Source organism: Plantibacter flavus (assembly GCF_002024505.1).
In the GTDB taxonomy this organism is placed as follows: Bacteria; Actinomycetota; Actinomycetes; order Actinomycetales; family Microbacteriaceae; genus Plantibacter; species Plantibacter flavus_A.
Genome location: NZ_CP019402.1, coordinates 1,726,529 through 1,752,114 on the forward strand (window position 1 = coordinate 1,726,529; position 25,586 = coordinate 1,752,114).

Below are 25,586 nucleotides of genomic sequence, written 5' to 3' on the forward strand. Positions count from 1 at the left end.
AGGGGCCGGATCGGCCGTCGTCAGACGTCGAGGCGGTAGCCGCGCTTGACGATCGTGTTGATGAGTCCAGGGACGCCGAGCGTCTGGCGGAGGCGGCTCATCTGTACTTCGAGCGCGTGGTGGTCCGCGGCTGCCGGCAGCGCGTCGGCCAGCGCGGAGCGCGAGAGGACGGCTCCGTTCGCGCGGACGAGGGCGCGGAGGAGCGCGAGGGAGTTCGGGGGGAGCCGGACCCGCGAGCCGGGCAGCTCCACGATGGCCCCACGGATGGCGATCGGGCCGTGCAGCGTCTCGGCTCGGAGGATCGCGTGCTGCTCGAGGTGTTCGCACAGCAGCCGGATGAGTGCCCCCATGCGGAACCGCTCGGGGACGATGGGCTCGATGTCCTGGGCGAGCAGTGGCGCCGCCGTGACCGGGCCGACGGCCGCGCACAGCACGTCGCGACGGAAGGCGTCGACGACGGCGTCCTCCTGACCGAGTGCTTCCGCGGCCGTGAACAGGGCGACGACCGACGGGGCACTCGTGAAGGTGACCGCGTCGAGCGAGCCGCTCACGATCGCCTCGACGAGTCGCCGCACGCGCTCGTCGGTCGCGTCGGGGTCCGTCCACCGGTACGGGGCGACCGTGTGCACCTCCTGATGGACGGCACGGAGCCGTTCGAGCTGGCGCTCGTCGGTGTACCCGTGGAGCTGGACGGCGACGCGGAGACCGGCCGGGTAGTCGGCGACAACCTTGTCGACGAGGGAGGCGGTGGTCTCGCGGTCGCTCATGCCCACGTCGTTCAGGCCGGCGGCTCGGATGGCACCGCGTGCCTTGGGCCCACGGACGAGGATGGCCGTCTCGGCCAGCGCTTCGAGGAGTTCGTCGCCGAGTCCCGCGGCGTCCGCGACCTCGAACCACCGTCGGATGCCGTACGAGGTCGTGGCGAGCAGGACGTCGGGGCGTGCGGCGATGATGTCGCGGGTGTCGTCGATGAGCGGTTCGTCGTGCTGTGCGTGTGCGATCCGCAGCGTCGGTGCGTGCACGACGGTGGCACCGCGTCGCTCGAAGGCGTCGATGAGGTCCTGCGATCGGCGGTCGCTCGTCACCCCGATCCGGAAGCCCTCGAGCTGGTCCGCGCGGAATCCCGGAACCGGGGTCGTGACATCCGGGCCGGGGTCGGCGGTCGGTGGCGTGATGTCGGTCACGCCGATGCCCCCAGACGTTCGGCCCGCGCCAGCAGTTCCGAGGCCTCGGCGTCACCGTCGAAGGCGAAGGCGACGACGTGGCCGATCACGATGACCGCCGGTGACCGCACACCGGCGGCTGCGGCGACGTGGAGGATCGTCCCGAGGTCTGCCACGGTGGTGCGCTGGGTCTCGCTGTAGCCGCGCTCGATGATCGCGACGGGGGTGTCGGCGGCGAGCCCCGAGGTGAGGAGCCCGTGGGAGATGGAGGGCAGCGTGCCGACGCCCATGAGGACGACGATCGTCCCACCGAGGCCGGCGAGGTGACGGTGTTCCTCGTCGGAGAGCGGAGCGTGACCGCTGACGACGGTGAAGAGGTGACTCAGGTTCCGGTGGGTGAGGGGGATGCCTGCCGCCGCGGGCACGGCGACGGAACTCGAGACGCCCGGGATCACGCGGACGGGGACGCCCGCGCGGTGGCAGGCCAGGACTTCCTCGCTGCCGCGCCCGAAGACGTACGGGTCGCCTCCCTTGAGGCGGACGACCGCCGCGCCGTCGAGCGCGTGTTGCACCATGACGGTCTCGATGCCGTCCTGTCCGATCGGGTGATGACCGGGGCGCTTGCCGACGTCGACGAGGAGCGCGTTCGGGGCGAACTCGGGGAGGGTGTCGTGGGGTGCGAGCCGGTCGTAGAGGACCACGTCCGCGTCGCGGAGGGCCTCGACGGCGGCGACGGTCAGCAGCGCGGGATCGCCCGGTCCGCCGCCGACGAGCGTGACCCTGCCTGGACCCGACATCTACGCCCCTTCCCTCACTGGAATGGTAGGCCCTGCGAGATAGACGGCCTCGCCGCGCTCGATCTCCTCCGTCGTCGCGGGCCGGTACTGGCCTCGCTCCGCGACCCGCGCGAGTCGTGGTTCGGCGTCGCCCGGCTCGTTGACGAAGGAACGGAACCGGCGGAGGCGCTCCGGGTCGGCGAGGGTCGCCGCCCACTCGTCCTCGTACCCGTCCACATGGGCGGCCATGGCCTGTTCGAGTTCGGCGGCGAGTCCGAGGGAGTCCTCGACGACGACCTCCCGCACGTGGTCGAGTCCGCCGTCGAGGTCCTCCATCCACCTGGCGGTGCGCTGCAGTCGATCCGCCGTCCGGATGTAGTACATGAGGTAGCGGTCGATGTACCGGATGAGCGTCTCGTCGTCGAGGTCTCCGGCGAGGAGCTGCGCGTGGGTCGGCTGGAACCCTCCGTTGCCGCCGACGTACAGGTTCCAGCCCTGCTCGGTGGCGATGATCCCCACATCCTTGCCACGTGCTTCGGCGCACTCGCGCGCGCAGCCGGAGACCCCGAACTTGAACTTGTGCGGTGCCCTGAGGCCGCGGTACCGGAGTTCGAGGTGGACCGCCATGCCCACGGAGTCCTGCACACCGAAACGGCACCAGCTGGACCCGACACAGCTCTTCACGTTGCGGAGCGACTTCCCGTACGCCTGTCCGGACTCGAAGCCGGCGTCGACGAGGATGCGCCAGATGTCGGGCAGCTGTTCGAGGCGGGCGCCGAACAGGTCGATGCGTTGACCGCCCGTGATCTTCGTGTACAGCCCGTAGTCGGTGGCGACCTGTGCGATGACCGCGAGCTTCTGCGGCGTGATCTCGCCACCGGGGATCCGGGGGACCACCGAGTAGGTGCCGTCCTTCTGCATGTTCGCGAGCGCCCGGTCGTTCGTGTCCTGCAGCGTCCCCCGGCCGCCATCGAGGATGTACCCACCCTGCTGGCTGGCCAGGATGGAACCGATCACCGGCTTGCACACGTCGCAGCCGCGTCCGGTGCCGTAGCGCGCGAGGATCTCGTCGAAGGAGGTGAGGCCGAGCACCCGGATGGTCTCGAACAGCTCCTGGCGGGACAGTTCGAAGTGCTCGCAGAGTGCGCGCGAGACGGCGATGCCGGACTTCGTCAGCTCCGTCTCGAGGATCTTCTTCACGAGCGGGACGCAGGAGCCGCACTGGGTCCCGGCACGGGAGCAGGTCTTGAGCGCCCCCAGCTCGGTGCACGCCTCGCCGTGCACGCCCGCGATCGCGTCGCGGACGGTCCCCGCGGCGACGGCGTTGCATGCGCAGACGAGCGCTGCGTCGGGGAGCTCGTCCCCGGCCGGTGCTTCGATCCCTGAGGCCGACAGGTAGGCGGCCGGCTCACTCGACAGCTCAGCGCCGAGAAGCGGACGCAGCGAGGCGTAGGGCGAGGCGTCGCCGACGAAGACCCCGCCCAGAAGGGTCTTGGCGTCGTCCGTCATGACGAGCTTCTGGTACAGCCCACGCGCCGGGTCCGCGTACACGATCTCAAGACTCTGCTCGGTGCGCGCGAGTGCGTCGCCGAAACTCGCGACGTCGACACCGGAGAGCTTCAGTTTGGTGGCGTCGTCGACGGTCGTGAACTCCGCCTCGCCACCGAGCAGCCGATCCGCGACGACCTCGGCCATCGCGTTCGCCGGCGCGACGAGGCCGGTGCATCGACCGTCGAAGCAGGCGACCTCGCCGATGGCCCAGACACCAGGCGCAGACGTCCTGCAGTCGGTCCCGATCACGACACCACCGCGGTCACCGAGCTCGATCCCGGCATCGCGGGCCACCTCGTCCCTGGCGCGGATACCGATCGCGAACACCACGATGTCGACGTCGACCTGCTGGCCGCTCGAGAACTTCACGCCCGAGACACCACCCTGCTCGTCCACGAGGATCGACCGGGGCCTCGTCCCCAGGTGCAGACCGATGCCCTGGCCGCCGATGATGCGCCCGAGGGCTCGACCGGCTCCCTCGTCCAGCTGGGCGGACATGAGCCACGACCCGGAGTGCACGACGCTCGCCTCGGCACCGAGCCGTGCCGCACCACCGGCAGCCTCGAGCCCGAGCAACCCGCCGCCGGCGACGATCACCCGGGCGGGACGACCTCGCAGAGAGCCGATGCGCGCAATCTCCGACACCAGCAGGTCCACGTCGTCGATCGTCCGGTAGACGAGGGCGTGTTCCGAACCGTCGATCTCGGGCACCGGGGCCGAGGAGCCGGTCGCCAGGATCAGCTCGTCGTACGCGACGACCCGCCCCAGGGAGGTGTGCACCGTCCGGGCCTTGCGGTCGATCCGTTCGGCGCGTTCGCCCAGCAGCAGCGACACGTGCTGCTCGTCCCAGACGCCCGTCGGCGCGAGCGTGAGATCGATCGCCGCGTCGTCGAGACGCTTGCTCAGCGCCACGCGATCGTAGGGACGGTGGAGCTCCTCGCAGACGACCGTGATGTGCATGGTGCGCCCGGCGTCGCGACTGTGCAGGGCATCGACCAGACGGTGCGCGGCCGGGCCGCCGCCGACCACGACGACGCGACGCGGCAGATCTCCTGCGGTGGGATCGATCATCATGGGCCCCCTCGGCTCGTGTTCCAGCGAGCGTACTGACGCGGCGTTTCCGGACCGTTGCCCGCATGTGTCCCGAACGCGTCCAGGACCGCACACGACGCCCGGGCGGATGTGAGGTCGGTTTCACCTCACCGAAACGTCACGGGTGATCCGACGAAACACCCCGCCCGTAGCGTCGGTGCTCCGACGCACGACCAGGAGGCCGACGATGAGCATCGCGATGCAGGAGCACACCGGGTGGACGGCGCTCGCCGAGTGGCGACGCGTCTGCGCCATCGACGACCTCGAGCTCTCCTGGGGCGAGGTGGCGTTGCTCCGCGCCCGGCAGATCGCGGTGTTCCGCATCGGGGCCGAGGAGGTCTACGCCGTCGACCATCGGGACCCGCACACGGCCGCGCCGGTGATGGCTCGCGGCATCGTCGGTTCCCGAGGGGCGCGACCGACGATCGCGTCACCGCTGCACAAGCAGGTGTACGACCTCGGCACGGGTGAGTGCTTCACCGACCCGAACCTCTTCCTCCAGACCTTCCGCACCCGCATCGTGGGCGGGTTCGTGGAGATCGAGCTGGGGGAGGACGCATGACCCTGCTTGAGCCCGCGGTGCGCCGCCCGCAGACGCGTACGCGGACGAGTCCTGCGCTCCTGGCCGTGTCCCACGGGACGAGTTGCCCGATCGGACAGGCCTCCGTCGCCGCGCTCGTCGACGCCGTCGGACGATCGCGTGCCGACCTCCACGTCGCGGGCGGCTTCGTCGACGTCCAGCAGCCCGACGTCCCGGCCACCCTCGGCTCGATCGAGCCCGAGCGGCCCGCGGTGGTCGTGCCGTTGCTCCTGTCAGCGGGGTTCCACGTCCACGTCGACCTCGTCGAGGACCTCGAGGCGACGGATCGGCCGACGGCACTCGGACGGGCGATGGGACCGGACGACCGCCTCGTAGCGGTCCTCGCCAGGAGACTGGAGGTGCTGCACGTGACGCCGGATGATCGGATCGTGCTCGGAGCGGCCGGGTCCACCGACGCCAGGGCCGTCGCCGACTGCGTCGACATGGGACGTCGGCTGGAATCGCGGCTGCGTGTTCCGGTCGAGACGGCGTTCGTCTCCGCGGCTCAGCCGTCGGTGCCCGATGCGGTGGCAGCGGCCCGAACGAGCCGACCGCGAGGGCGGGTCATCATCGCCACCTACCTGTTGGCGCCCGGCTACTTCGCGAGGCTGCTCGAGGAGGCGGGAGCGGACTTCGTGACGCCGCCGCTCCTCCACCTCGGAGAGGTGCCCGATCCCGGCATCGTCGACCTCGTGGTCGACCGCTACGAGGAGGCTTTGGCCGGACTGTCGGGCTGACCGACGCGACCGGGACGACGACCGTCGCGCGAATAGACTGCTCCTCATGCGCATCGACATCGTCACGATCTTCCCGACCTTCTTCGATGCCCTGGACCTCTCGCTGCTCGGCAAGGCGAAGCAGAGCGGGCTCATCGAACTGGACGTCCACGACCTGCGGGATTCGACGCACGACCGTCACCGCACCGTCGACGACACCCCGTACGGCGGGGGAGCCGGCATGGTCATGAAGCCGGAGCCCTGGGGTGAGGCGCTCGACGGCATCCTGGGTGACGACACCGAGGAGGAGCCGCTGGTCATCTTCCCGTCTCCGGCGGGTGAGGTGTTCACGCAGGCGATGGCCCGCGAGCTCGCGGCCGAGCCGCACCTCGTCTTCGGCTGCGGTCGGTACGAGGGCATCGACCACCGCGTCTTCGACCACACCGCCAGCCGAGCGCGGGTCCGCCTGGTGAGCCTCGGCGACTACGTCCTCAACGGGGGAGAGGTCGCCGTGATGGCGATGATCGAGGCGATCGGTCGGCTCGTCCCGGGGGTCGTCGGCAACCCCGAGAGTCTCGTCGAGGAGTCGCACGAAGACGGGCTCCTCGAGTACCCGAGCTACACGAAGCCCGCCGAGTGGCGAGGACTCCCGGTACCGCCGGTGCTGCTGAGCGGCAACCACGGTGCGATCGCCACCTGGCGTCGTCAGCAGCAGATCGAGCGGACCCGCGAGGTCCGCCCGGATCTGCTGCCCGCTGACGGGCCGGACGCCTGAGCGCGCCGGGGTCCTGTGCGTGACGGTTGTCAGGGCCGACGTCGCACGGCGGCGGCGATGCCGGCGACGACGAGGACGGCCCCGGTCGCGATGATCGCCCCGGTGATCCACCCCAGGGGGTCGATGCGCACCTCGGTGAGGTTGGTGACGAGCATGGCCCCGGCGAAGACGAGCAGGAGCACGCCCCAGAGGATCGTGCCGAAGCGCGGCGCCCGACCACCCCGATCCGTCGGGCCGACACCGGTCCTCGGCTCACCGGCCGTCGGCGCTGTGGCCGGCTGTGCAGTGGTCGGTCGCGTGGCGTCCGACTCCATGGCGGCCGTCTGATCGGTCTCCGACGGAGCCGATCCCGTCGCCGCGTCGGCTGGGGACGACATGTCTGCCGCTCCGGTCCGGTCGTCCAGCTCGCTCATCGTCCCGCCTCCGCTTCCTCGGTCACCACAGCGCTGCCGGCGACCGTCCACACCCGTACCCGCGTCGTGTCTCCTGACGCCGTTCGTCCGTACCGTGCCTCATCCTGGAAGAGGGCTCCGCCGCGTCGGTCCGTCCGGTCCCGACCGTCGTGTCCCGTCTCCAGGGTGCCCGCGATCGCTGAGAACTCGACGATCACCGGCACGTCCTCGGGGATGAGCACGTCTACCTCGCCTGCGAGGATCCACACGTCGATCGTGCCACCGCGCAACGCGTCGTCGTCGGCGAGTTCACCGAGGTCGAGCGTGGGTTGGCCGGCGATCATCACGTAGCCGCGTCGGTCGTCCGCATCCGTCGACGTCACGGTCCAGGTCGTGCGTCCGACCGGCAGGAAGGAGGAGCCGAGTGGGAACACGCCGGTGGCGAGCAAGGAGATCACAGCGGCCCACGTGAAGAGCCCGAGCCAGCCGCTCTCCCGTCCGCTGATGCCCGCGATGATCGTCGCGACGGCGAGCGCACCGAGCGCTGCGGCGAGCCCGATGACCACGACGACCGGGACCGAGAACCCGGCGCTCGCCGCGATGACGGCCGCGCCGGCACCGGCGAGCAGCGCCAGTCCGAGGGTGATCGCCACGAAAGCTGCTCCCGGCTGCTTCGACCGGTGCTCCCGCGCCCTCGTCTCGCGTTCGGCCCGCTGCTCGGCTCGCTGGCGGCTCATCTCGTCCCGGAACTCCTGACTCGTCCAGCCGCGCTGCTGGCGCGGAGCCCCGTCCCACGCGGTGGTGGTGGTGGTGGCTCCAGGGAGTGGGACGGTCGCGCTCGCATCACCAGGCGAACCGTCGGCCTTCGCGAGCGACACCGGGTTCGCGGCACCGGGGGAGGCCGGGGCCGAGCCGGCAGGGCCCGAAGGGGAGGCCGTGGGCGATGGCGCCGTCGGCTTCGGGATCGAGGCGTCGCTGGTCCACGGGTCGCGCTGTGGCGGTGTCTCAGGCGGAGTCGACCGCCCAGGGTCGCGGCGGGAGAACATCACGATCAGCCAGACCGCTGCGGCGACCAGAGCGATCACCCAACCGGCGGTCATGGTCGACTCCAGCCACCCCGGCAGGTTCCACGCATGCGGCACGCCGTCCCACCAGAGGCCGCGCATGAACGGCACGACGGTGAGGACCGCGAGGATGCCGATCGCGACGATCGCCGGGTCGAAGACGCCCCGGATCGCACGCTCGAGGTGGATCCGCCCCTGCTGGTCGGGGATGAGCGCCCAGCCCGCGGCGTAGACGAAGAGGACCGGCCCGCCCAGGATCGCGATGACGATGAGGGCTCCGCGCACGATCATCGGATCGAGGCCGAGCCGGGCCGCGACACCCCCGGCGACACCGCCGAGCCACGAGTCGCTCGAGCGACGGAGACCGGTGGACCGCCACCAGTCGAAGAAGCGGGTCGTCGGATCCTGAGGGGCTGGTGCCCCCGGTTCTGCTCCGGTGGGCGGCGTGCTGTGGTTCGTCATGGTCCGATTCTGGCGAAGCGTCCGGGTCGGGCCCATCCGGCATGACCCTGAGTGCACCCTGATCCTGCCGTCCCAGGGTGCCGACCGCACCCCGAACTGCTTGGATGGCTCCATGGGAACCGAGGTGATGATCCGTCCGAGGCGCCGCTTGCTCGGCGGTGTCTGCGCCGGCTTCGCCGAGCACACCGGTCTCCCCGTCGCTGCGGTGCGGACGGCGACCGTCATCCTCGCGTGCTGCGGCGGAGCGGGCCTGCTCCTCTACGTGTGGCTGTGGGTCATGACGCCGACGCAGGGCGCGGACGCACCGCTCGATCCCCGGGAGCACCTGCTCCGGCCGGCCTCGACCGACGAAGGAGACGACCTCGACGGCCCCCGTCGCGCGCCGATCACGGAGGTGCTGCTCGGGATCGCCCTGCTCGCGGCCGGGACCGCGCTGATCGCGACCCGGACCGGGCTGGACATCCCACTCGAGGCCGTCATCCCCGTCATCGTCGTCCTCGCGGGAGCTGCACTCGCCTGGCGGCAGTTCGGCGAGCGTGGTCGCGGTGAGGGCTCACGTGCCCTCCTGATCCGCGTGCTCGGAGCGCTGGTCCTCGTCGTCCTCGGCATCCTCCTGTTCTTCGTCACCGGTGACCGCCCGAACATGTGGACGGTCATCGTCGCCGCGATCGCCGTGCTCCTCGGGGTCGCCGTGGTCATCGCCCCGTGGGCGCTCCAGCTCAATCGCGACCTCGCCGACGAGCGCGCCGCGCGGATGCGCGAGGCCGACCGCGCCGAGATCGCAGCGCACCTGCACGACTCCGTGCTCCAGACGCTCGCGCTCATCCAGCAGCAGGCCGGTCCGGGGAGCGAGGCGTCCCGTCTCGCCAGGGCGCAGGAGCGCGAGCTGCGGAACTGGCTCTTCTCCGGCGGGACCGCTCCGACGGGCGACCTCGCGACCGAGCTGCGGACCATCGCGGCCGCGGTGGAGGCCGACCACGCCGTGCGCGTCGACGTCGTCGCGGTCGGGCGTGCGATCGACGACGCTCCGGAGCCGCTCCTCGCCGCCGTACGGGAGGCCGTGCTCAACGCGGCACGTCACGCCGGCGGCGACGTCTCCGTCTATCTGGAGACGGCACCGCAGCGGATCGAGGTGTCGATCTCCGACCGCGGCCCCGGCTTCGACCTGGAACAGGTCCCGCGGGACCGCCTCGGGGTGCGGGAGTCGATCATCGGCCGCATGCAGCGCATCGGTGGCGAGGCGACCATCCGTTCGAGGCCAGGCGGACGAGGTACCGAGGTCCGTCTCGTCCTGCCCGTCCACGACGCCGCGGCGACGGCGCCGCAGCCCGACACCGTCCCGACCGTTCCGAGGAGCCGACCATGAGCGACCGACCACTGACCGTCGTGATCGTCGACGACCATTCGATCTTCCGTTCCGGGCTGCGCAGCGAACTCGATCCCGGCATCGAGGTGCTGGGGGAGGCCGGCGACGTGGAGGAGGCGATCCGGGTGATCGGGGAGACCCGCCCGCAGGTCGTGCTGCTCGACGTCCACCTGCCGGGTGGCGCCGGCGGCGGTGGCGCGGACGTGATCGCCGGCTCGGTGACCACCGCGCCCGCCACCCGGTTCCTCGCGCTCAGCGTCTCGGACGCCGCCGAGGACGTCGTCCGGGTGATCAGGGCCGGTGCACGCGGCTACATCACGAAGAGCTCCTCGGGGGCCGAGGTCGCCGAGGCCGCACGACGGGTCGACGACGGCGACGCGGTCTTCTCACCCCGGCTCGCGGGATTCGTCCTGGACGCCTTCGGCGCCGTGACGGGAGAGACCGCGGAGTCCGTCGACGAGCTCGACCGGCTGTCCGCCCGTGAGCAGGAGGTCATGCGCCTCATCGCCCGCGGCTACGCCTACAAGGAGGTCGCGACGGAGCTGTTCATCTCCGTGAAGACCGTGGAGACCCATGTGTCGAGCGTGCTGCGCAAGCTGCAGCTGTCCTCCCGCCATGAACTCGCCGCCTGGGCGCTGCAGCGCAAGCTCCTCTGACCACGCGGGCCGGAACCGACATCGGCCGACAGCGAACGACCAGTGCGCGCTCAGGAGCCCGGCGGTAGCCTGAGAGGCATGATCATCCGTCGGGCGTTCTACTACTGGCGATTCGCCGCGATCTTCGTGCTGCCCGCCTGGCCGTTCGTCGGATGGGGACTCTTCGGTGAGAGCGGCTGGAGCCTCTTCGGGCTCTTCATCGCCATGCCGATCCTCGCCATCGCGCTCGCCGCGATCGCATTCCTCATCTCGGCCAGGGCCAGCGTCCGGACGACGAAGCTCGTGTCGTGGACGGACGTCGGCCTGCTCACGCTCTGGCACGTCACGATCATCTGCTTCGGCTCGTTCAGCTCGGGCGTCGCCCTCTGGGCGGTCCTCGGCGTCGTCGCGGGCCTCGCCGCCTTCTGGGGCGTCATCGCGCAACTCATCTCCGAGACGGCACGCCGCGCCCGGGAGACGATGGCCGAATTCGAGCGCATGGCCGCTGCGGCCGGGCCAGGCACGGTCCCCGGATCGGCGATCCCGCCGCAGCCGCGGTTCGATCGCGGTCCGATCGACGGCGGCGAGTTCATCGTCATCGAGGAGTCGAAGCCCGACGAGCGCCGCTGAGCGGTCGTCTCCAGCGCTGTCGCCCGCGCCGTCCGGGGCCCGGTTTCCCATCCGGGGCCCTTTCATGACACAATTGCTGTTTGTGCCTCCGCAGTTCTGCCACAGGGGAACGCCGGCATCGGGCACACCCTTCCTTCCGAACGTATTCAGCGGTCGACCTGTGGCGGTCGCAGAGATGGAATCATCATGCACATTCTCGACTCAGTCGATGCAGCATCCCTCAAGTCGGACATCCCCGACTTCCGCGCCGGCGACAACGTCAAGGTGCACGTGAACATCATCGAGGGCAACAAGTCCCGTATCCAGGTCTTCCAGGGTGTCGTCATCGGCCGCTCCAACGAGGGTGTCCGCGAGACCTTCACGGTCCGCAAGGTGAGCTACCAGGTCGGCGTCGAGCGTACCTTCCCGGTGCACTCCCCGAACATCGACCACATCGAGGTCGTCACCCGCGGTGACGTCCGTCGCGCGAAGCTGTACTACCTCCGCGAGCTCCGTGGCAAGAAGGCGAAGATCAAGGAGAAGCGCGACAACTAGTCGTCCTCCCGGTCGCCCTCCGCGATCATTCCTGAGCTCCCCACCGGATAAGCTGGTGGGGAGCTCAGGCGGTTAAATGACAGACAATTCCCTGGCGGCAGACGCGTCGCCCGACCACCAGCAGCGCCCCCGCGGCAAACGCGGAGCGCTGCTCTTCCTTCGCGACCTCCTGATCATCTTCGTGGTCGCGCTGCTGGTCTCCTTCCTCATCAAGACCTTCCTCGTGCGGTCGTTCTACATCCCGTCCGGGTCGATGGAGAACACGCTGCAGATCCAGGACCGCATCCTGGTGAACGAGCTCGTCCCCGACGTGGTCTCGCTGAACCGTGGCGACGTGGTCGTCTTCCAAGATCCGGGCGGTTGGCTCCCGCAGACGGTCGAGGCTCCGCAGCCTCCCGTCACCGCAGCCGTCGAATGGGTGCTGTCGATCTTCGGCCTCGTCGCTCCCGACAGTGACGACCACCTCATCAAGCGCGTCATCGGCCTGCCCGGCGACCACGTGTCGTGCTGCAACCCCCTCGGGCAGATGACGGTCAACGGGGTGCCGCTGAACGAACCGTACGTGAAGCTCCCGGCCGGCACCGAGAAGGTGTCCGGAGACCCGTTCGACATCGTCGTCCCGGAGGGCTCGCTCTGGGTCATGGGCGACAACCGGTACAACTCGAAGGACTCCCGGTACAACGGCGACACCCCCGGTGGGGGCTTCGTCCCGATCGACAACGTCGTCGGGCGCGCGTTCGTCATCACCTGGCCGTCCAGCAACTGGGCCTGGCTCGACAACTACCCGACCGTCTTCCAGGGCATCCCCGCCCCAGAAGAGGGGTGATGGCCGTCAGCGAACCGACCCTCGAGGTCGAGCACGAACTGTTCGCTGCGGGTGTCCCGTCGGTCATCGGCATGGACGAGGTGGGTCGCGGAGCGGTCGCCGGCCCGGTGGCCGTCGGCGCCGCGGTGGTCGCCCCGGCGTGCGGGCCGTTCCCTGAGGGCCTCCGCGACTCGAAGCTGTTGAGCGAGCGAGCGAGGACCCGCCTGGAACCGCTGGCCCGCGAGTGGGTGTTGTACGGGGCCGTCGGACTCGCGAGCCCGGCGGAGGTCGACGAGCTCGGCATCACCGCGTGCCTCGGACTCGCCGGCCGTCGGGCGCTGCTCGAACTGCACGCCGTCGGCGCGGACGTCACCGGGTCCACCGTCCTGCTCGACGGCAACAGCGACTGGCTGAGCCGGGCGCTCCAGCGACCGCTCACCATCACCACGAGGGTCAAAGCGGATCGGGATTGCGCGTCGGTCGCCGCTGCGTCCGTGCTCGCCAAGGTGCACCGCGACCGACTGATGATCGAGTTGCACGAGGCACTGCCGGAGTACGGGTGGGAGGGCAACAAGGGATACGGCTCGGCGCAGCATCTGTCGGCCCTCTCCGAGCACGGCCTGACCCTCCACCACCGGAGCAGCTGGCTGCCCGCCTACACGTAGACTGGAGAGACCATGGACGAAGACGAGTTCGAAGACTACGACCGCGAGGTCGAACTGGCCCTCTACCGCGAGTATCGCGATGTCGTGGGGCAGTTCAAGTACGTGATCGAGACCGAGCGCCGGTTCTACCTCGCCAACGAGGTCGACCTCGTGCGACGCGACACGGCGAACGACTTCTACTTCGAGCTCTCCATGACCGACGTCTGGGTGTGGGACGTCTACCGGTCCGACCGCTTCGTCAAGAGCGTCCGAGTGCTCACGTTCAAGGACGTCAACGTCGAGCAGCTGTCCTCGCGCGACTTCGAACTCCCGAAGGAACTCACGCTCGACGAGTAGGGCGAGGCCCCCTCGACCGACAGCGCTCCACAGGCGCGCTTCGCCGCGCGCTCGTCGACGACAGACCCACCTCCGGGTAACGAGCCTCGTCTGCACGCTTGGCTGGACGCCAGGAGGTGCACATGGCACGGAAGGACGAGCTCGGCCGACGCGGCGAGCAGGTGGCGGCGGATCATCTCGAGGCGTGTGGATACCGCATCCTCGACCGCAATTGGCGATGCCCGCAGGGTGAACTCGATCTCGTCGCGGACGACGACGGCACGCTGGTCTTCGTCGAGGTGAAGACCCGTTCGGGCGTCGGCTTCGGTGATCCCGCGGAGGCGGTCACGCCGAGCAAGCTGGCCCGGATCGGTCGCCTCGCCGGGGCCTGGTGTGCTGAGCACCGACCGCGTTCGAGGCGGATGCGCGTCGACGTCGTCGGCATCGTGCTGCCGTCCGAAGGCGACATGCGACTCCAGCACCTGCGGGGAGTCTCCTGATGGCCGTCGCACGCACGTGGTCGGTCGCACTCGCCGGCCTCACGGGCGCGATCGTGGAGGTCGAGGCGTCTGCCGCCGCGACCGTGCCGGGTATGGCGATCGTCGGTCTTCCCGACAAATCGCTCGGGGAGGCCGCGCACCGCATCAAGAGTGCGACGGCGAACTCCGGCTGCGAGCTGCCCGGCGGCAAGCTCACGATCAACCTGTCTCCCGCGTCGCTGCCCAAGCAGGGGAGCGCATTCGACCTCTCCATGGCGATCGCCTGTCTCGCCGTGGGCGGCCTGGTGCGCCGGGAGTCCGCAGAGCGGGTCGTCCACCTCGGTGAGCTCGGGCTCGACGGTCGACTCCGTCCGCTCGTCGGCGTGCTGCCGGCCGTCCTCGCCGTCGCCCGCGCCGGCTACGACGCGGTGATGGTGCCGACCGCCAACGTCGAGGAGGCGCAGCTCGTGCCCGGCGTCACGGTGATCGGGGCGACCTCGCTACGTGATGCGGCCATCTGGCACGGTGCGGAACTGTCCGCGATCGACCTCGAACCCGTCCGGAAACGGGTCGACCGGCTGCCCACGCCCGACCCACTCGATCTCGCGGACGTGGTCGGACAGCCGGATGCGGTCGACGCGATGGTCGCGGCGGCCGCCGGCGGGCACCACGTCATGATGGTCGGACCTCCCGGGGCCGGCAAGACCATGCTGGCCGCCCGGCTCCCCGAGATCCTTCCCGACCTCGACGCCGAGGCCGCGGTCGAGGTCAGCTGCCTCCGCTCGCTCATCGGTCTGCCGCCGGACGGCGCGCTCGCCCGACGACCACCGTGGGAGAGCCCGCACCACTCGTCCTCGGCGGCGGCGATCATCGGTGGCGGTTCGCGCCAGATCCGACCCGGAGCAGCCGCGCGCGCGGCGCACGGCGTGCTCTTCCTCGACGAAGCACCGGAGTTCCGCGCCGACGTCCTCGACTCGCTGCGTCAGCCACTCGAAGCCGGCGTGATCACCGTGCATCGTGCGCACGGCAGCGCGACGTTCCCGGCCGCCTTCCAACTGGTCCTCGCCGCGAACCCCTGCCCGTGCGGTCAGTACGGCACGGCGGACGGCGTCTGCACCTGTCCACCGCAGGCCCGTCGACGCTATCTCGGGCGGATCTCGGGGCCGCTCCTCGACCGGATCGACATCCGCGTGCGGGTGCACCGGATCACCTCGGCACTGACGAGTCTCTCGCAGGAGGGTGGGGTCTCCACCGCCGAGGCTCGTTCCCGCGTCGAGGAGGTGCGGGCCGCGAGTGCCGAGCGGTTGGCCGGCAGCGGCTGGACCACGAACGCACAGGCGAGCGGCACCTGGCTCAGGAGCCCGCGGATGCGGCTGCCCAGAACCGTCACCAGCGCGTTGGACCGCTCCCTCGAGCGGGGAGGCATCACCATGCGTGGCTACGACCGGATCCTCCGATTGAGCTGGACGCTCGCCGACCTCGACGGCGCCAATAGCCCCACAGCCGAGCACTTGGGGCGCGCCCTCTTCCTGCGGAAGGGCATCTCATGAGCGCGTGGTTCGGCTTGGACCGCGAGTTGGTCGAACGCCTCGTCCGAGGCCTCGGCGGCCTGGAACCGGTCGAGGCCGCGGGCAGCCCTGGCGCAGATGGAGGTGCCGAGCCCGTCTTGGAGGCCGATGACGTCGGCACCGCCGGGATCCGGGCGGCGTTCGCTCGGGCGGCCTGGACGATGATCGCCGAACCGGGCGACGGCGTCGCCGGGCTCGTGGTCGGTGCGCTCGGCCCTGCGGGCGCACTGTCAGCGGTCCTGCAACGGGTGGGGCCGACCGAACTGCAGCGCCGCATCCTCGGCAGCGAGTGGTCCAGTGGCTCGGGCTCGACGTCGGCCGATGCCGAGTCCGAGGATCCCTCCGCGGTGCCCGCCTCCCGTGTGCTCGGAAGTGCGCTGGAACGCTGGCGGCCCCGGCTCGTCTCGGCCGACCTCGTCGCCGCGTGTGAGACGGCGATCGAGGTCGGCGTCCGACTCCTCCTGCCCGGCGCTCCGGGCTGGCATGCGGGGTTCGACCACCTCGGTGTGCACGCGCCGCACGCCCTCTGGCTGCGCGGCTCTCCCAACGCCCCCGCGGGAGAACGTGCCATCGCGTTGGTCGGTGCCCGGGCCGCGTCCGGTTACGGTGAGCACGTCACCCTCGAGGCGGCGGCCGGGCTCGTCGATCGGGGCTTCGTGATCGTGTCGGGTGCCGCCTACGGCATCGACGGCGCGGCGCACCGAGCCGCCCTCGGGAGCGGAGGGGCGACCGTGGCCTACCTCGCAGGTGGGGTCGATCGGCCGTACCCTGCCGGTCACGACGCGCTCATCCGTCGAATCCGCGAGGCCGGCGGAGCCGTCATCAGCGAATCGCCGTGCGGGTCGACACCCTCGAAATGGCGGTTCCTGCAGCGGAACCGACTCATCGCCGCAGCCTCGGCGGCGACGGTGGTCATGGAGGCCGGAGACCGCTCCGGTTCGATCAACACGGCGGGTCACGCCGCGTCCCTCGGGCGTCCGCTCGGAGCCGTGCCCGGCCCGGTCACGAGTCCGTCGTCGGCTGGCTGTCATCGGTTGATCCGTGAGTACGCCGCCACGTGCGTGACGAACGCCGCGCAGATGGCGGAGCTCGCCGGGTGGACCGCGGTCGATGCGGACGCGCAGGCGTTCGCCTCCCCGGAGGAACGCCGGGTCCGTGATGTGATGAGTGCGCGCTCGCCACGCACCGTCGAGGCGCTCGCGAAAGCGAGTGGTCTGAGTCCTCGCGAGGTCACCGGCGTGCTCGGTGCGCTCGATCTCGCCGGGGCCGTCGAGGAACGGGAGCGCGGGTGGGTGCTCGTCGGGGGACGGGCGTGAGGTGATCGCTCGGCGGGGGAAGGCCACGGCGTCGGACGCGTGGGGCATGCTGTCCACGTGGACATCTGGAGCAGCATCGACGGGTTCTCGGAGCACCTCGCTTCCGAGCGTCGGCTGTCGCCGCAGACCGTTCGCGCCTACGCCTCCGATCTCCGGCAGCTCGCCGACTTCGCCACCGGACGCGACGTCGAGCTCGTCGACGGCGTGACGCTGGACCTCCTCCGCGACTGGCTCTGGGCCGCTTCCGAGGACGGCTCGTCCAAGGCGACGCTCGCGCGACGCACCGCCACGGCGAAGGCCTGGAGCGCCTGGCTCCTCCGCACCGGCAGGGTCGATTCGGACGTCGCAGCACGTCTCCGGAGTCCGAAGACGGGTCGGACCCTGCCACGCGTCGTCGGCCGGGGCCCGTTCGACGACCTCCTCGCGGGGCTCGAGGACCGCGCCGCATCGGGGGAGCCGAACGCCCTCCGCGACCTCGCCGTCGTCGAACTGCTCTACGCCTCGGCCCTTCGCGTGTCCGAGCTGTGCGGACTCGACCGGGACGACCTCGACCTCGACCGACTCACCGTCCGGGTCACGGGCAAAGGCGACAAGGAGCGGGTCGTGCCGTTCGGCGTCCCCGCTCAGTCGGCGATCGTCGACTACCTCACGAGCGCCCGCCCGCAGCTGGTCGCCCGTGCAGCCGCGAACGACCGCGGACCGACGCCCGGCGCAGCCCTCTTCCTCGGCGCGCGCGGAGGGCGGCTCGGCCCGCGCTCCGTCTACACACTCGTCGCCCGGCTCCTCGACGCCGTGCCCGGCGGCGGTCCGGCAGGGCCTCACGCCCTGAGGCACACCGCCGCGACGCACCTGCTCGACGGAGGAGCGGACCTCCGCGCCGTCCAGGAGCTCCTCGGCCACGCGAGTCTCGCGACGACGCAGATCTACACGCACGTCTCCGTCGAACGCATCAAGGAGAGCTACCGCAACGCCCACCCGCGGGCCTGAGCCCCCGCGGTCGCGGTCAGTGGGAGCAGGACGGCCGATGGCACCTCGCCGAGCAGCAGCATCGGATTGACGTAGACGCCGTCGCGCCGCACCCCGAAGTGGACGCAGCCGTCGGCGCAGTGCCCGCCGACGCCGACCGTCCCGATCGGTGCCCCACGGGTCACCGGACTGCCGACGTCGACCGAACCCACCACCGGCTCGATGCTCGAGACGTGTCCGTCGTCGTGCCGGATCACGACGAGTGGGCGGTCGACCACCGTCCCGCTGAACGTCACGACGCCGGCTGCCGCTGCGGCCACCGGCTGACCGGGCGATGTCGCGATGTCGACACCCCGGTGGCCGGCGCTGTACGGGTCGGGCGGCGCGACGAACGGCTCGGTGACGAGGTGCGGGGGAGCGATCGGCCAGCTCCAGGCCGGCGCCGCTCCGGACGTGCTCACGGGTGCGCGGAGCACCAGGCAGGAGATGAGGATCCAACTGGCGATCGAGGTCATCATGATCCGAGCCTGACGGGGTCGGGAGAGCGAGGGCGGGCGGGCGCCTCGGAGCGGGGAGACGGACCTGGTCGGACGGCCTGTGGAGCGCCGTCATCACGGTGGCCTGATGCTATGCTGAACGGAGCACCTCGCTCGTCGGGGTGACTACGCGTGCCATTTCGGCCACCACTTCCAATCGGTCCTCGCTCTCCGGAGCGTGGCGGACGTGCGCCGGGCACCAGGGACGAGGCCATCCGGTCCGTCAGACAACCGAGGCACTCCCACCCGTCCGCGTCAGCGGTGCGGTGGCGAGCGCAGAACAGGAGAACGGCTCATGGCCGTCGTAACCATCCGCCAGCTGCTCGACAGCGGCGTGCACTTCGGGCACCAGACCCGCCGTTGGAACCCGAAGATGAAGCGCTTCATCTTCACCGAGCGTTCCGGCATCTACATCATCGACCTGCAGCAGTCGCTCGGCTACATCGACCAGGCCTTCGACTTCGTCAAGGAGACGGTCGCCCACGGCGGCACCATCCTCTTCGTCGGCACGAAGAAGCAGGCGCAGGAAGTCATCGCCGAGCAGGCGACGCGCGTCGGCCAGCCCTACGTCAACCAGCGTTGGCTCGGTGGCCTCCTCACCAACTTCCAGACGGTGTCGAAGCGACTCGCCCGCATGAAGGAGCTCGAGGAGCTCGACTTCGAAGACGCCTCCAAGAGCGGCTTCACCAAGAAGGAACTCCTCATCAAGAAGCGCGAGCTGGACAAGCTCCACAAGTCGCTCGGTGGTATCCGCAACCTCTCGAAGACGCCGTCGGCGCTCTGGGTCGTCGACACCAAGAAGGAGCACCTCGCGATCGACGAGGCGCGCAAGCTCGGCATCCCGGTCATCGGCATCCTCGACACCAACTGCGACCCCGACGAGGTCACCTACCCGATCCCGGGTAACGACGACGCGATCCGTTCCGTCGGCCTGCTGACGCGCATCATCGCCGACGCCGCCGCCGAGGGTCTCATCCAGCGCCACCAGAAGCCGACCGAGGGCGACGCCCCGGCCGAGCCGCTCGCCGAGTGGGAGCAGGAGCTGCTCCAGGGCGGCGAGCAGGGTTCCGCCGAGACCGAGAAGGTCGCCGATGAGGCGATCGCCGCAACCGACGCCGTCCAGGCAGCCCCGGCTGTCGAAGACGTCGAGGTCGCTGCAACCGAGTCCGCCGCCGACGCCGAGGGCGCAGCTGCCGCCGTCGTCGCCGACGAGAAGTAATCAAGGAGGACACCAGCAATGGCCAACTTTTCTCTCGCTGACCTGAAGGTGCTGCGCGAGCAGCTCGGCACCGGCATGGTCGACACCAAGAACGCACTCGTCGAAGCCGATGGCGACGTCGAGAAGGCGACCGAGATCCTGCGTCTCAAGGGTGCGAAGGGCAACGCGAAGCGTGCCGACCGCTCCACGAGCGAGGGCCTCGTCGCCGCGAAGGAGAACGGCGACACCGCCACGCTCATCGAGCTCGCCTGCGAGACCGACTTCGTCGCGAAGGGTGAGAAGTTCCTCGCCCTGGCCGACCTCGTCCTCGACGCGGTCGTCGCCGCCGGCGCGACCACCGTCGAAGAGGGGAACGCGGCTCCGGCCGACGGCAAGACCGTCGCCGAGGTCATCGCGGACTCCGCTGCGATCATCGGTGAGAAGTTCGAGCTCCGCCGCCTCGCGGTGGTGCACGGTGAGCACTTCGCCGTCTACCTCCACAAGACCAACAAGGACCTGCCCGCGCAGGTCGGTGTGGTCGTCGGCTACTCGGGTGACGACGCGGAGACGGCTCGCAGCATCGCGCAGCACATCTCGTTCGCCAACCCGTCCTACCTCAGCCGCGACGACGTCCCGGCCGACGAGGTCGAGAAGGAGCGCGAGATCGTCACCGAGATCTCGAAGAACGAGGGCAAGCCCGAGGCCGCACTGCCGAAGATCGTCGAGGGCCGCGTGACCTCGTACTTCAAGCAGGTCGCGCTCCTCGAGCAGGACTACGCCAAGGACAACAAGCTGTCCGTGCAGAAGGTGCTCGCTGACGCGGGCCTCACCGTGACCGGGTTCGCCCGCTTCAAGGTCGGCGCGTAGCAGTTGTGACGGGGTCCGGATCGCCAGTGGCGATCCGGACCCCTTTGCGTGCGCGGGCATACCCGCGCACGTGGGATCGGTGACGATCCGGTCAGCGAGTCGACCACTGTCGCGGACAGCGGGCGGCTCCTGACGCTAAGTTGTGTGAGGGACGAGGAAGGACAGGCGGATGCCGGAGAAGAAGCGCAGGGTACTGCTCAAGCTGTCAGGTGAGGCGTTCGGAGGCGGCCAGTTGGGTGTCAACCCCGACGTGGTCGGGTCCATCGCCCGCGAGATCGCCGAGGCGACCGCCGAGGTCGAGGTCGCAGTGGTCGTCGGAGGCGGCAACTTCTTCCGCGGAGCCGAGCTCAGCCAGCGCGGCATGGACCGCGGCCGAGCCGACTACATGGGCATGCTCGGAACAGTCATGAACGCCCTGGCGCTCCAGGACTTCCTGGAACAGGCCGGCGCCGCCACGCGCGTGCAGTCGGCCATCGCCATGACGCAGGTCGCCGAACCGTACATCCCGCTCCGCGCCGAGCGACACCTGGAGAAGGGTCGCGTCGTCATCTTCGGAGCGGGCGCAGGGCTGCCGTACTTCTCGACCGACACCGTCTCCGCACAGCGCGCGCTCGAGATCGGAGCCGTCGAGGTCCTCGTCGCCAAGAACGGCGTCGACGGCGTCTACACCGCCGACCCCCGCGTCGACCCGACGGCGACGAAGATCGACACCATCTCCTATCAGGAGGCGCTCCAGCGCGGCCTCAAGGTCGTCGACTCGACGGCCTTCAGCCTCTGCATGGACAACGGCATGCCGATGCGCGTCTTCGGCATGGAGCCGGCCGGCAACGTCACGGCGGCCATCCGCGGTGCCGCGATCGGCACCCTCGTCACCTCCGCGTAGGCGGCAGGGCGGCCAGGCCGAGGCCCGCCGCCCGACTAGACTGAACCCAGTAATGCAATCAAAGGAGTGCTCGTGATCGCGGATGTCCTCTCGGATGTTGGTACCCGGATGTCGAAGGCCGTCGAGGCCGCGAAGGATGACTTCGCCACGGTGCGTACGGGTCGCGCCAACCCCCAGCTGTTCCAGAAGGTCCTGGTGAGCTACTACGGCACGCCGACGCCGCTGGCGCAGCTCGCCTCCCTGCAGAACCAGGAAGCTCGCACGATCGTCGTGACGCCCTACGACAAGTCCGCACTGCGCGACATCGAGCAGGCGATCCGCGACATCCCGAACCTCGGCGCCAACCCGACGAACGACGGCACCGTCATCCGGGTCACCATGCCCGAGCTGACCGCTGAGCGTCGCAAGGAATACGTCAAGATCGTCCGCGGCAAGGGTGAAGACGCGAAGGTGTCCATCCGCAACATCCGTCGCAAGGGCAAGGACGACCTCGAGGCGCTCAAGAGCGAGGTCGGCGACGACGACGTCGCACGCGGCGAGAAGGAGCTCGAGGTCGTCACGAAGTCGCACATCGACGCCGTCGACGCCGCGCTGAAGGCCAAGGAGACCGAGCTGCTCTCCATCTGAGCCGCTGTCCCACCGCTGATTCCGTTCGCCGACCGGTCCCTCGACCGACGGCACGCCCGCTGGAGGTACCTGTGGAAGACGATGTCGCTCCCGGGCGATCGAGCGAACCGTCGAAACCCGAGCCCGGCCGGTCCGGCAAGTCGGGCTCGCAGGAGTTGCGGTCCCAGCTGAAGGACCGCCGCGCGAAGTTCGAGCGGCAGGTCGACGCCAAACGTGCCGACATCGAACGGCAGGTCCAGGCGACGAAGGCGCAGTTCGACGCGACGAACGAACGCATCGAGGCGCGGGTCGGCCGCAATCTCGTGAACGCCATCCTCATCGGGGTCGCCGCGGGCGGCATCATGCTCGTGAGCTTGATCATCTTCAAGGTGATCTTCGTCGTCCTGGCATCGGCCGTGGTGGCCTTCGCCACGCTGGAGCTGCGGAAGGCCCTCGAGCAGACCGGCCGCCGGGTGCCGGCGATCCCGACCGTCATCTCGGCCGTCGCGATGCAACCGGCGGCGTTCTTCCTCCACGACGTCTGGCGCTGGTCCGTCGTCCTGCTCGGCATCCTGCTCGTCATCGTCTGGCGCGTGGCCGAGCAGGCCATCGCTTCGAAGCGCACCGACCTTCCCACGCTCGTCCGCGACCTCGCGTCCGGGACGTTCATCCAGGTCTACGTCCCCTTCCTCGCCTCCTTCGCCGTGTTCCTGGTGGCCCAGCCCGAGGGCGAATGGTGGACGCTGGCGTTCCTGATCCTCGTCATCTGCGTCGATGTCGGCGCCTACGTGAGTGGCCTGTCATTCGGCAAGCACAAGATGGCGCCGGTGATCAGCCCGAACAAGACCTGGGAGGGCTTCGCCGGGGCGGGTGTCGTCGCGGTCGTGGCCGGTGTGCTGCTCGCGATCCTCATGCTCGGTGTGCCGTGGTGGGTCGGTGTCCTGCTCGGCCTGCTGCTCCTCGGCAGTGCCACGGTCGGCGACCTCGCCGAGTCGCTCATCAAGCGCGACATCGGCGTGAAAGACATGAGCTCGTGGCTTCCCGGGCACGGGGGATTCCTCGACCGCCTGGACTCGATCCTGCCGTCGGCGGTCGTCGCCTACGTGGTCTACCTGCTGTTCGGCGGACTCGCGGTCTGAGCTCTGGCCCGGTCCGATTTCGCCCGATCAGCCCCTCATGGGGGAGAATGGTCCGGTGAGCACGATCTTCCCCACCTCAAAACGTTCGAAGCGTGGCTACGATCCGGCCGAGGTCGACGAGTTCCTCGACCGCGCTCGCGCCGCCTACGGGCAGGACACCGACGCCGACGCCGACGCCGACGCGATCCTGAGCGCGGAGGACATCCGGCACGTGGCGTTCCGGCTCGTCCGGGGTGGCTACAGCACCGAGCACGTCGACGCGGCGCTCGAGCGACTCGAGGACGCCTTCTCGCTCCGCGAGCGGGAACGGTCGGTCGAGGAGCGCGGCGCCAAGGAGTGGCTGCGCGACGCCCGCGGCACCGCGCAGGTCATCCTCAACCGGCTGACCAGGCCGGAGGGCCAGCGGTTCCAGCGCGTGAGCCTGCTCGCCCGCGGCTACAGCCGGAAGGACGTGGACGCCCTCGCGGATCGCCTCGTCGCCTACTTCCACGACGGCACACCGCTCAACATCGACCGCGTCCGCACGGCCGTGTTCCGCAACGAATGGGCCGGTTACCGCGAGTCGCAGGTCGACGCACTGCTCGACAGCGTCGTGGACGTCATGCTGGCGGTTCGCTGAGCGTCGGGCGACCAGGTGGCCTGATCAGGCATTCTCGGCTACCATCGATGCATCGTGCCTCAAGACTCAACTGACGTGACCCCGTGGAAGCCATCAGCCCAGCCGAACACCGGTAAGGCGGTTCAGCCGTACCGTCGGCCGCGCTCTCGCGGCAAGAAAGTCCTCGGCATCTTCGCCGCGACGGCTGCATTCGGTTTCGTCGCCGTGACGATGGTCGACCCGACCTCGAGCGTCGTGGCGTCCTCCTATGCGGAGAAGCAGGCGCAGTTCGGTGGCAACGCTGCGCAGTCCGTCGTCGCGAGTTCGAACTACCAGTACACCTTCGCCCGCGACAGCTACGAGGTCGTCGCTCCGCCCCCGCCGCCTCCCGTGGCGACGCCGGCCGCGACCGACGGCGGTTCCTCGTCCACGGGCAGCGCTCCCGCGGCAGGCACGCCCGACCCGGGTACGGCTCAGGCGATCGCTTACGACATGGTCATGGCCAACGGCTGGGGCGAGGGCGAGTACAGCTGCCTCGTCTCCCTGTGGAACCGTGAGTCGGGTTGGAACGTGTACGCCTACAACGCCAGCTCTGGCGCCACGGGCATCCCGCAGGCGCTTCCCGGCTCCAAGATGGCCTCGGCCGGAGCCGACTGGGCCACCAACCCCGCGACGCAGATCACCTGGGGTCTCGGATACATCACGAGTCGGTACAGCACGCCGTGTGGCGCGTGGGCCCACTCGGAGTCCAACGGCTGGTACTGACCGGAACCGCCTCCCGACACGGTCGTGGAGGCTGAGCCTAGACTTGACCCATGCCCCGACACCACCGCCACCGGCCACGGCCCGGCGACGACGAGGGTAACGGTCTCGAACGGCTGATGGCAGGGTGGAAACGCACCGAGGACCATCGAGACGGATCCTGGTTCGTCCAGCCCGTCAGCGGTTCCAGTGCGCAGAAGACCTACGTGTGTCCGGGATGCGGACAGTCCATCCCGCCCGGCACCGCACATGTGGTGACGTGGCGCGCCGACGGGGTCCTGGGCGACCAGGCCGACATCGCTGCCCGGCGGCATTGGCACTCCCACTGCTGGCGGATTCGGTGAACGCCCGCACGCCGCGAATCGACCCGACCACACTGCTCCGGAGGACTGACTCATGACCGACACCATCGAGATCCGTGGTGGCGCCGAGCTTCCCGCCGTCCGCGAGGAGATCGAGCTGCACACGGCCGACGGCCTGACCCTCGTCGGCGAGCTCGCGGTGCCGGCCGAGGGCGAGATCGTCGCGACCCTGGTAACGCTCCACCCGCTGCCGACCGCCGGTGGGTTCATGGACTCCCATGTGCTCCGGAAGGCCGCGGCGCGTCTGCCTGCGCTCGCGGGGATCGCGGTGCTCCGCTTCAACACCCGCGGCACCTCGTCTCCTCGAGGGACGAGCGACGGCGCCTTCGACGGCGGCGTCGGCGAGCGGGCCGATGTCGAGGCCGCGCTCGCGTTCGTGGCCGAGCGCGGGCTTCCGCACCCGTGGATCGTGGGATGGTCGTTCGGGACCGAGCTGGCCCTGAAGTACGGGCGCGACCCCGCCGTCGACGGAGTGATCCTCCTGTCTCCGCCGCTGCACCGGACGACGGAGGACGAGCTCCGGGCCTGGGCCGGCGACGACCGGCCGATGGTCGTCCTCGTGCCTGAGTTCGACGACTACCTCCGACCCGCGGAAGCGGCGGAACGGTTCGGCGTCCTCCCCGGGGTCACGCTCGTCCCGGTGGACGGCGCCAAGCACCTGTGGGTGGGGGAGAGCCAGACCCGACGCGTGCTCACCGAGATCGTCGCTGCAGTGCGTCCCGAGGCGCTGCCGCTGCCGACCCACTGGCCGGCTCCCGGCCTCCCAGCGGCCGTCTAGCCGCCTC

Annotated in this window: 29 protein-coding genes; 23 read left to right on the plus strand and 6 right to left on the minus strand. The window is 70.1% G+C overall.

The genetic code is table 11. The annotated features are described in order from the left end of the window. Positions 1 to 20: 20 nt before the first annotated feature. Genes BWO91_RS08145 through nirB form a run of 3 tightly spaced genes read right to left on the minus strand, consistent with a single transcriptional unit; the run spans position 21 to position 4,564 of the window. On the minus strand, positions 21 to 1,184 hold the full coding sequence (locus BWO91_RS08145) for a uroporphyrinogen-III synthase (protein WP_240555737.1): 1,164 nt from the start codon (positions 1,182 to 1,184) through the stop codon (positions 21 to 23). Further along, positions 1,181 to 1,960 carry a uroporphyrinogen-III C-methyltransferase gene (cobA, locus tag BWO91_RS19640; protein ID WP_153303417.1) on the minus strand — a complete coding sequence of 260 codons (780 nt, stop codon included), beginning with the start codon at positions 1,958 to 1,960 and terminating at the stop codon, positions 1,181 to 1,183. The genes BWO91_RS08145 and cobA overlap by 4 nt, the downstream gene beginning before the upstream one ends. Further along, positions 1,961 to 4,564 (minus strand): nitrite reductase large subunit NirB, encoded by a 2,604-nt coding sequence (gene nirB / locus BWO91_RS08150; protein ID WP_430929545.1) that lies wholly within the window; start codon positions 4,562 to 4,564, stop codon positions 1,961 to 1,963. Positions 4,565 to 4,769: 205 nt separating this feature from the next. Between nirB and nirD the strand changes: the two genes are divergently transcribed. From nirD to trmD, 3 genes are read left to right on the plus strand one after another with little or no spacing between them, the layout of a single operon-like run. Continuing rightward, a complete protein-coding gene (gene nirD / locus BWO91_RS08155) occupies positions 4,770 to 5,144 on the plus strand; it encodes a nitrite reductase small subunit NirD (protein ID WP_079002253.1) in 375 nt (124 codons plus the stop codon). Then, entirely contained in the window at positions 5,141 to 5,899 is a 759-nt protein-coding gene (locus BWO91_RS08160; RefSeq protein WP_079002255.1) for a sirohydrochlorin chelatase, read from the plus strand. The genes nirD and BWO91_RS08160 overlap by 4 nt, the downstream gene beginning before the upstream one ends. 46 nt (positions 5,900 to 5,945) lie before the next feature. Then, positions 5,946 to 6,653 (plus strand): tRNA (guanosine(37)-N1)-methyltransferase TrmD, encoded by a 708-nt coding sequence (trmD, locus tag BWO91_RS08165; RefSeq protein WP_079002257.1) that lies wholly within the window; start codon positions 5,946 to 5,948, stop codon positions 6,651 to 6,653. A gap of 29 nt (positions 6,654 to 6,682) precedes the next feature. Here trmD and BWO91_RS08170 read toward each other — a convergent pair whose 3' ends face one another. Both BWO91_RS08170 and BWO91_RS08175 read right to left on the minus strand, forming a co-directional pair. Then, a complete protein-coding gene (locus BWO91_RS08170) occupies positions 6,683 to 7,066 on the minus strand; it encodes a hypothetical protein (protein ID WP_079002259.1) in 384 nt (127 codons plus the stop codon). Next, positions 7,063 to 8,571, minus strand: coding sequence for a PspC domain-containing protein (locus tag BWO91_RS08175; protein ID WP_167620453.1), 1,509 nt, complete (start codon positions 8,569 to 8,571; stop codon positions 7,063 to 7,065). The genes BWO91_RS08170 and BWO91_RS08175 overlap by 4 nt, the downstream gene beginning before the upstream one ends. 112 nt (positions 8,572 to 8,683) lie before the next feature. Here BWO91_RS08175 and BWO91_RS08180 point away from each other — a divergent pair, with 112 nt between their 5' ends. The 11 genes from BWO91_RS08180 to BWO91_RS08230 all read left to right on the plus strand — a co-directional run bounded on the left by BWO91_RS08180 (position 8,684) and on the right by BWO91_RS08230 (position 17,871). Further along, positions 8,684 to 9,937, plus strand: coding sequence for an ATP-binding protein (locus BWO91_RS08180; protein ID WP_079003889.1), 1,254 nt, complete (start codon positions 8,684 to 8,686; stop codon positions 9,935 to 9,937). Then, positions 9,934 to 10,593, plus strand: a complete 660-nt coding sequence (locus BWO91_RS08185) for a LuxR C-terminal-related transcriptional regulator (protein WP_071260891.1) — start codon at positions 9,934 to 9,936, stop codon at positions 10,591 to 10,593. Before BWO91_RS08180 ends, BWO91_RS08185 begins: the two co-directional genes overlap by 4 nt. A gap of 78 nt (positions 10,594 to 10,671) precedes the next feature. After that, positions 10,672 to 11,202: a hypothetical protein gene (locus BWO91_RS08190; protein ID WP_079002261.1), complete on the plus strand. Its 531-nt coding sequence runs from the start codon at positions 10,672 to 10,674 to the stop codon at positions 11,200 to 11,202. A gap of 186 nt (positions 11,203 to 11,388) precedes the next feature. Next, positions 11,389 to 11,736: a 50S ribosomal protein L19 gene (rplS, locus tag BWO91_RS08195; protein ID WP_056006851.1), complete on the plus strand. Its 348-nt coding sequence runs from the start codon at positions 11,389 to 11,391 to the stop codon at positions 11,734 to 11,736. A 76-nt stretch (positions 11,737 to 11,812) separates the two neighbouring features. Continuing rightward, on the plus strand, positions 11,813 to 12,562 hold the full coding sequence (gene lepB / locus BWO91_RS08200) for a signal peptidase I (RefSeq protein WP_079002263.1): 750 nt from the start codon (positions 11,813 to 11,815) through the stop codon (positions 12,560 to 12,562). Continuing rightward, positions 12,562 to 13,206 carry a ribonuclease HII gene (locus tag BWO91_RS08205; RefSeq protein WP_079003890.1) on the plus strand — a complete coding sequence of 215 codons (645 nt, stop codon included), beginning with the start codon at positions 12,562 to 12,564 and terminating at the stop codon, positions 13,204 to 13,206. The genes lepB and BWO91_RS08205 overlap by 1 nt, the downstream gene beginning before the upstream one ends. A gap of 12 nt (positions 13,207 to 13,218) precedes the next feature. Next, the gene (locus BWO91_RS08210; protein ID WP_071260887.1) at positions 13,219 to 13,542 is read left to right on the plus strand and encodes a DUF2469 domain-containing protein; all 324 of its coding nucleotides are present in this window, start codon (positions 13,219 to 13,221) and stop codon (positions 13,540 to 13,542) included. 122 nt (positions 13,543 to 13,664) lie between these two features. Beyond that, complete coding sequence (locus BWO91_RS08215; protein WP_064296323.1) at positions 13,665 to 14,021, plus strand: YraN family protein; 357 nt, start codon at positions 13,665 to 13,667, stop codon at positions 14,019 to 14,021. After that, positions 14,021 to 15,550: a YifB family Mg chelatase-like AAA ATPase gene (locus BWO91_RS08220; protein WP_079002264.1), complete on the plus strand. Its 1,530-nt coding sequence runs from the start codon at positions 14,021 to 14,023 to the stop codon at positions 15,548 to 15,550. The genes BWO91_RS08215 and BWO91_RS08220 overlap by 1 nt, the downstream gene beginning before the upstream one ends. Then, positions 15,547 to 16,884 (plus strand): DNA-processing protein DprA, encoded by a 1,338-nt coding sequence (gene dprA, locus BWO91_RS08225; RefSeq protein WP_079002266.1) that lies wholly within the window; start codon positions 15,547 to 15,549, stop codon positions 16,882 to 16,884. Before BWO91_RS08220 ends, dprA begins: the two co-directional genes overlap by 4 nt. A gap of 57 nt (positions 16,885 to 16,941) precedes the next feature. Continuing rightward, positions 16,942 to 17,871, plus strand: a complete 930-nt coding sequence (locus BWO91_RS08230) for a tyrosine recombinase XerC (protein WP_079002268.1) — start codon at positions 16,942 to 16,944, stop codon at positions 17,869 to 17,871. Here the strand turns inward: BWO91_RS08230 and BWO91_RS08235 are convergent. Further along, on the minus strand, positions 17,844 to 18,368 hold the full coding sequence (locus BWO91_RS08235; protein ID WP_153303419.1) for a murein hydrolase activator EnvC family protein: 525 nt from the start codon (positions 18,366 to 18,368) through the stop codon (positions 17,844 to 17,846). The genes BWO91_RS08230 and BWO91_RS08235 overlap by 28 nt on opposite strands. Positions 18,369 to 18,681: 313 nt before the next feature. Between BWO91_RS08235 and rpsB the strand changes: the two genes are divergently transcribed. The 9 genes from rpsB (at position 18,682) to BWO91_RS08280 (ending at position 25,579) form a co-directional block, all read left to right on the plus strand. Next, complete coding sequence (gene rpsB / locus BWO91_RS08240; protein ID WP_079002270.1) at positions 18,682 to 19,605, plus strand: 30S ribosomal protein S2; 924 nt, start codon at positions 18,682 to 18,684, stop codon at positions 19,603 to 19,605. An 18-nt stretch (positions 19,606 to 19,623) separates the two neighbouring features. Then, positions 19,624 to 20,451, plus strand: a complete 828-nt coding sequence (gene tsf, locus BWO91_RS08245; protein WP_079002272.1) for a translation elongation factor Ts — start codon at positions 19,624 to 19,626, stop codon at positions 20,449 to 20,451. A gap of 169 nt (positions 20,452 to 20,620) precedes the next feature. Beyond that, entirely contained in the window at positions 20,621 to 21,334 is a 714-nt protein-coding gene (gene pyrH / locus BWO91_RS08250; protein ID WP_056006822.1) for a UMP kinase, read from the plus strand. Between the two features lie 72 nt (positions 21,335 to 21,406). Then, complete coding sequence (frr, locus tag BWO91_RS08255) at positions 21,407 to 21,961, plus strand: ribosome recycling factor (protein WP_079003892.1); 555 nt, start codon at positions 21,407 to 21,409, stop codon at positions 21,959 to 21,961. A 71-nt stretch (positions 21,962 to 22,032) separates the two neighbouring features. Then, a complete protein-coding gene (locus BWO91_RS08260) occupies positions 22,033 to 23,079 on the plus strand; it encodes a phosphatidate cytidylyltransferase (RefSeq protein ID WP_079002274.1) in 1,047 nt (348 codons plus the stop codon). A gap of 55 nt (positions 23,080 to 23,134) precedes the next feature. Next, the gene (locus tag BWO91_RS08265) at positions 23,135 to 23,698 is read left to right on the plus strand and encodes a DivIVA domain-containing protein (RefSeq protein ID WP_240555740.1); all 564 of its coding nucleotides are present in this window, start codon (positions 23,135 to 23,137) and stop codon (positions 23,696 to 23,698) included. A 75-nt stretch (positions 23,699 to 23,773) separates the two neighbouring features. Further along, positions 23,774 to 24,442: a hypothetical protein gene (locus tag BWO91_RS08270; RefSeq protein WP_064295109.1), complete on the plus strand. Its 669-nt coding sequence runs from the start codon at positions 23,774 to 23,776 to the stop codon at positions 24,440 to 24,442. Positions 24,443 to 24,492: 50 nt separating this feature from the next. After that, positions 24,493 to 24,783, plus strand: coding sequence for a hypothetical protein (locus tag BWO91_RS20210; protein WP_071260877.1), 291 nt, complete (start codon positions 24,493 to 24,495; stop codon positions 24,781 to 24,783). A 52-nt stretch (positions 24,784 to 24,835) separates the two neighbouring features. Continuing rightward, entirely contained in the window at positions 24,836 to 25,579 is a 744-nt protein-coding gene (locus tag BWO91_RS08280) for an alpha/beta hydrolase (RefSeq protein ID WP_079002277.1), read from the plus strand. Positions 25,580 to 25,586 lie beyond the last annotated feature (7 nt).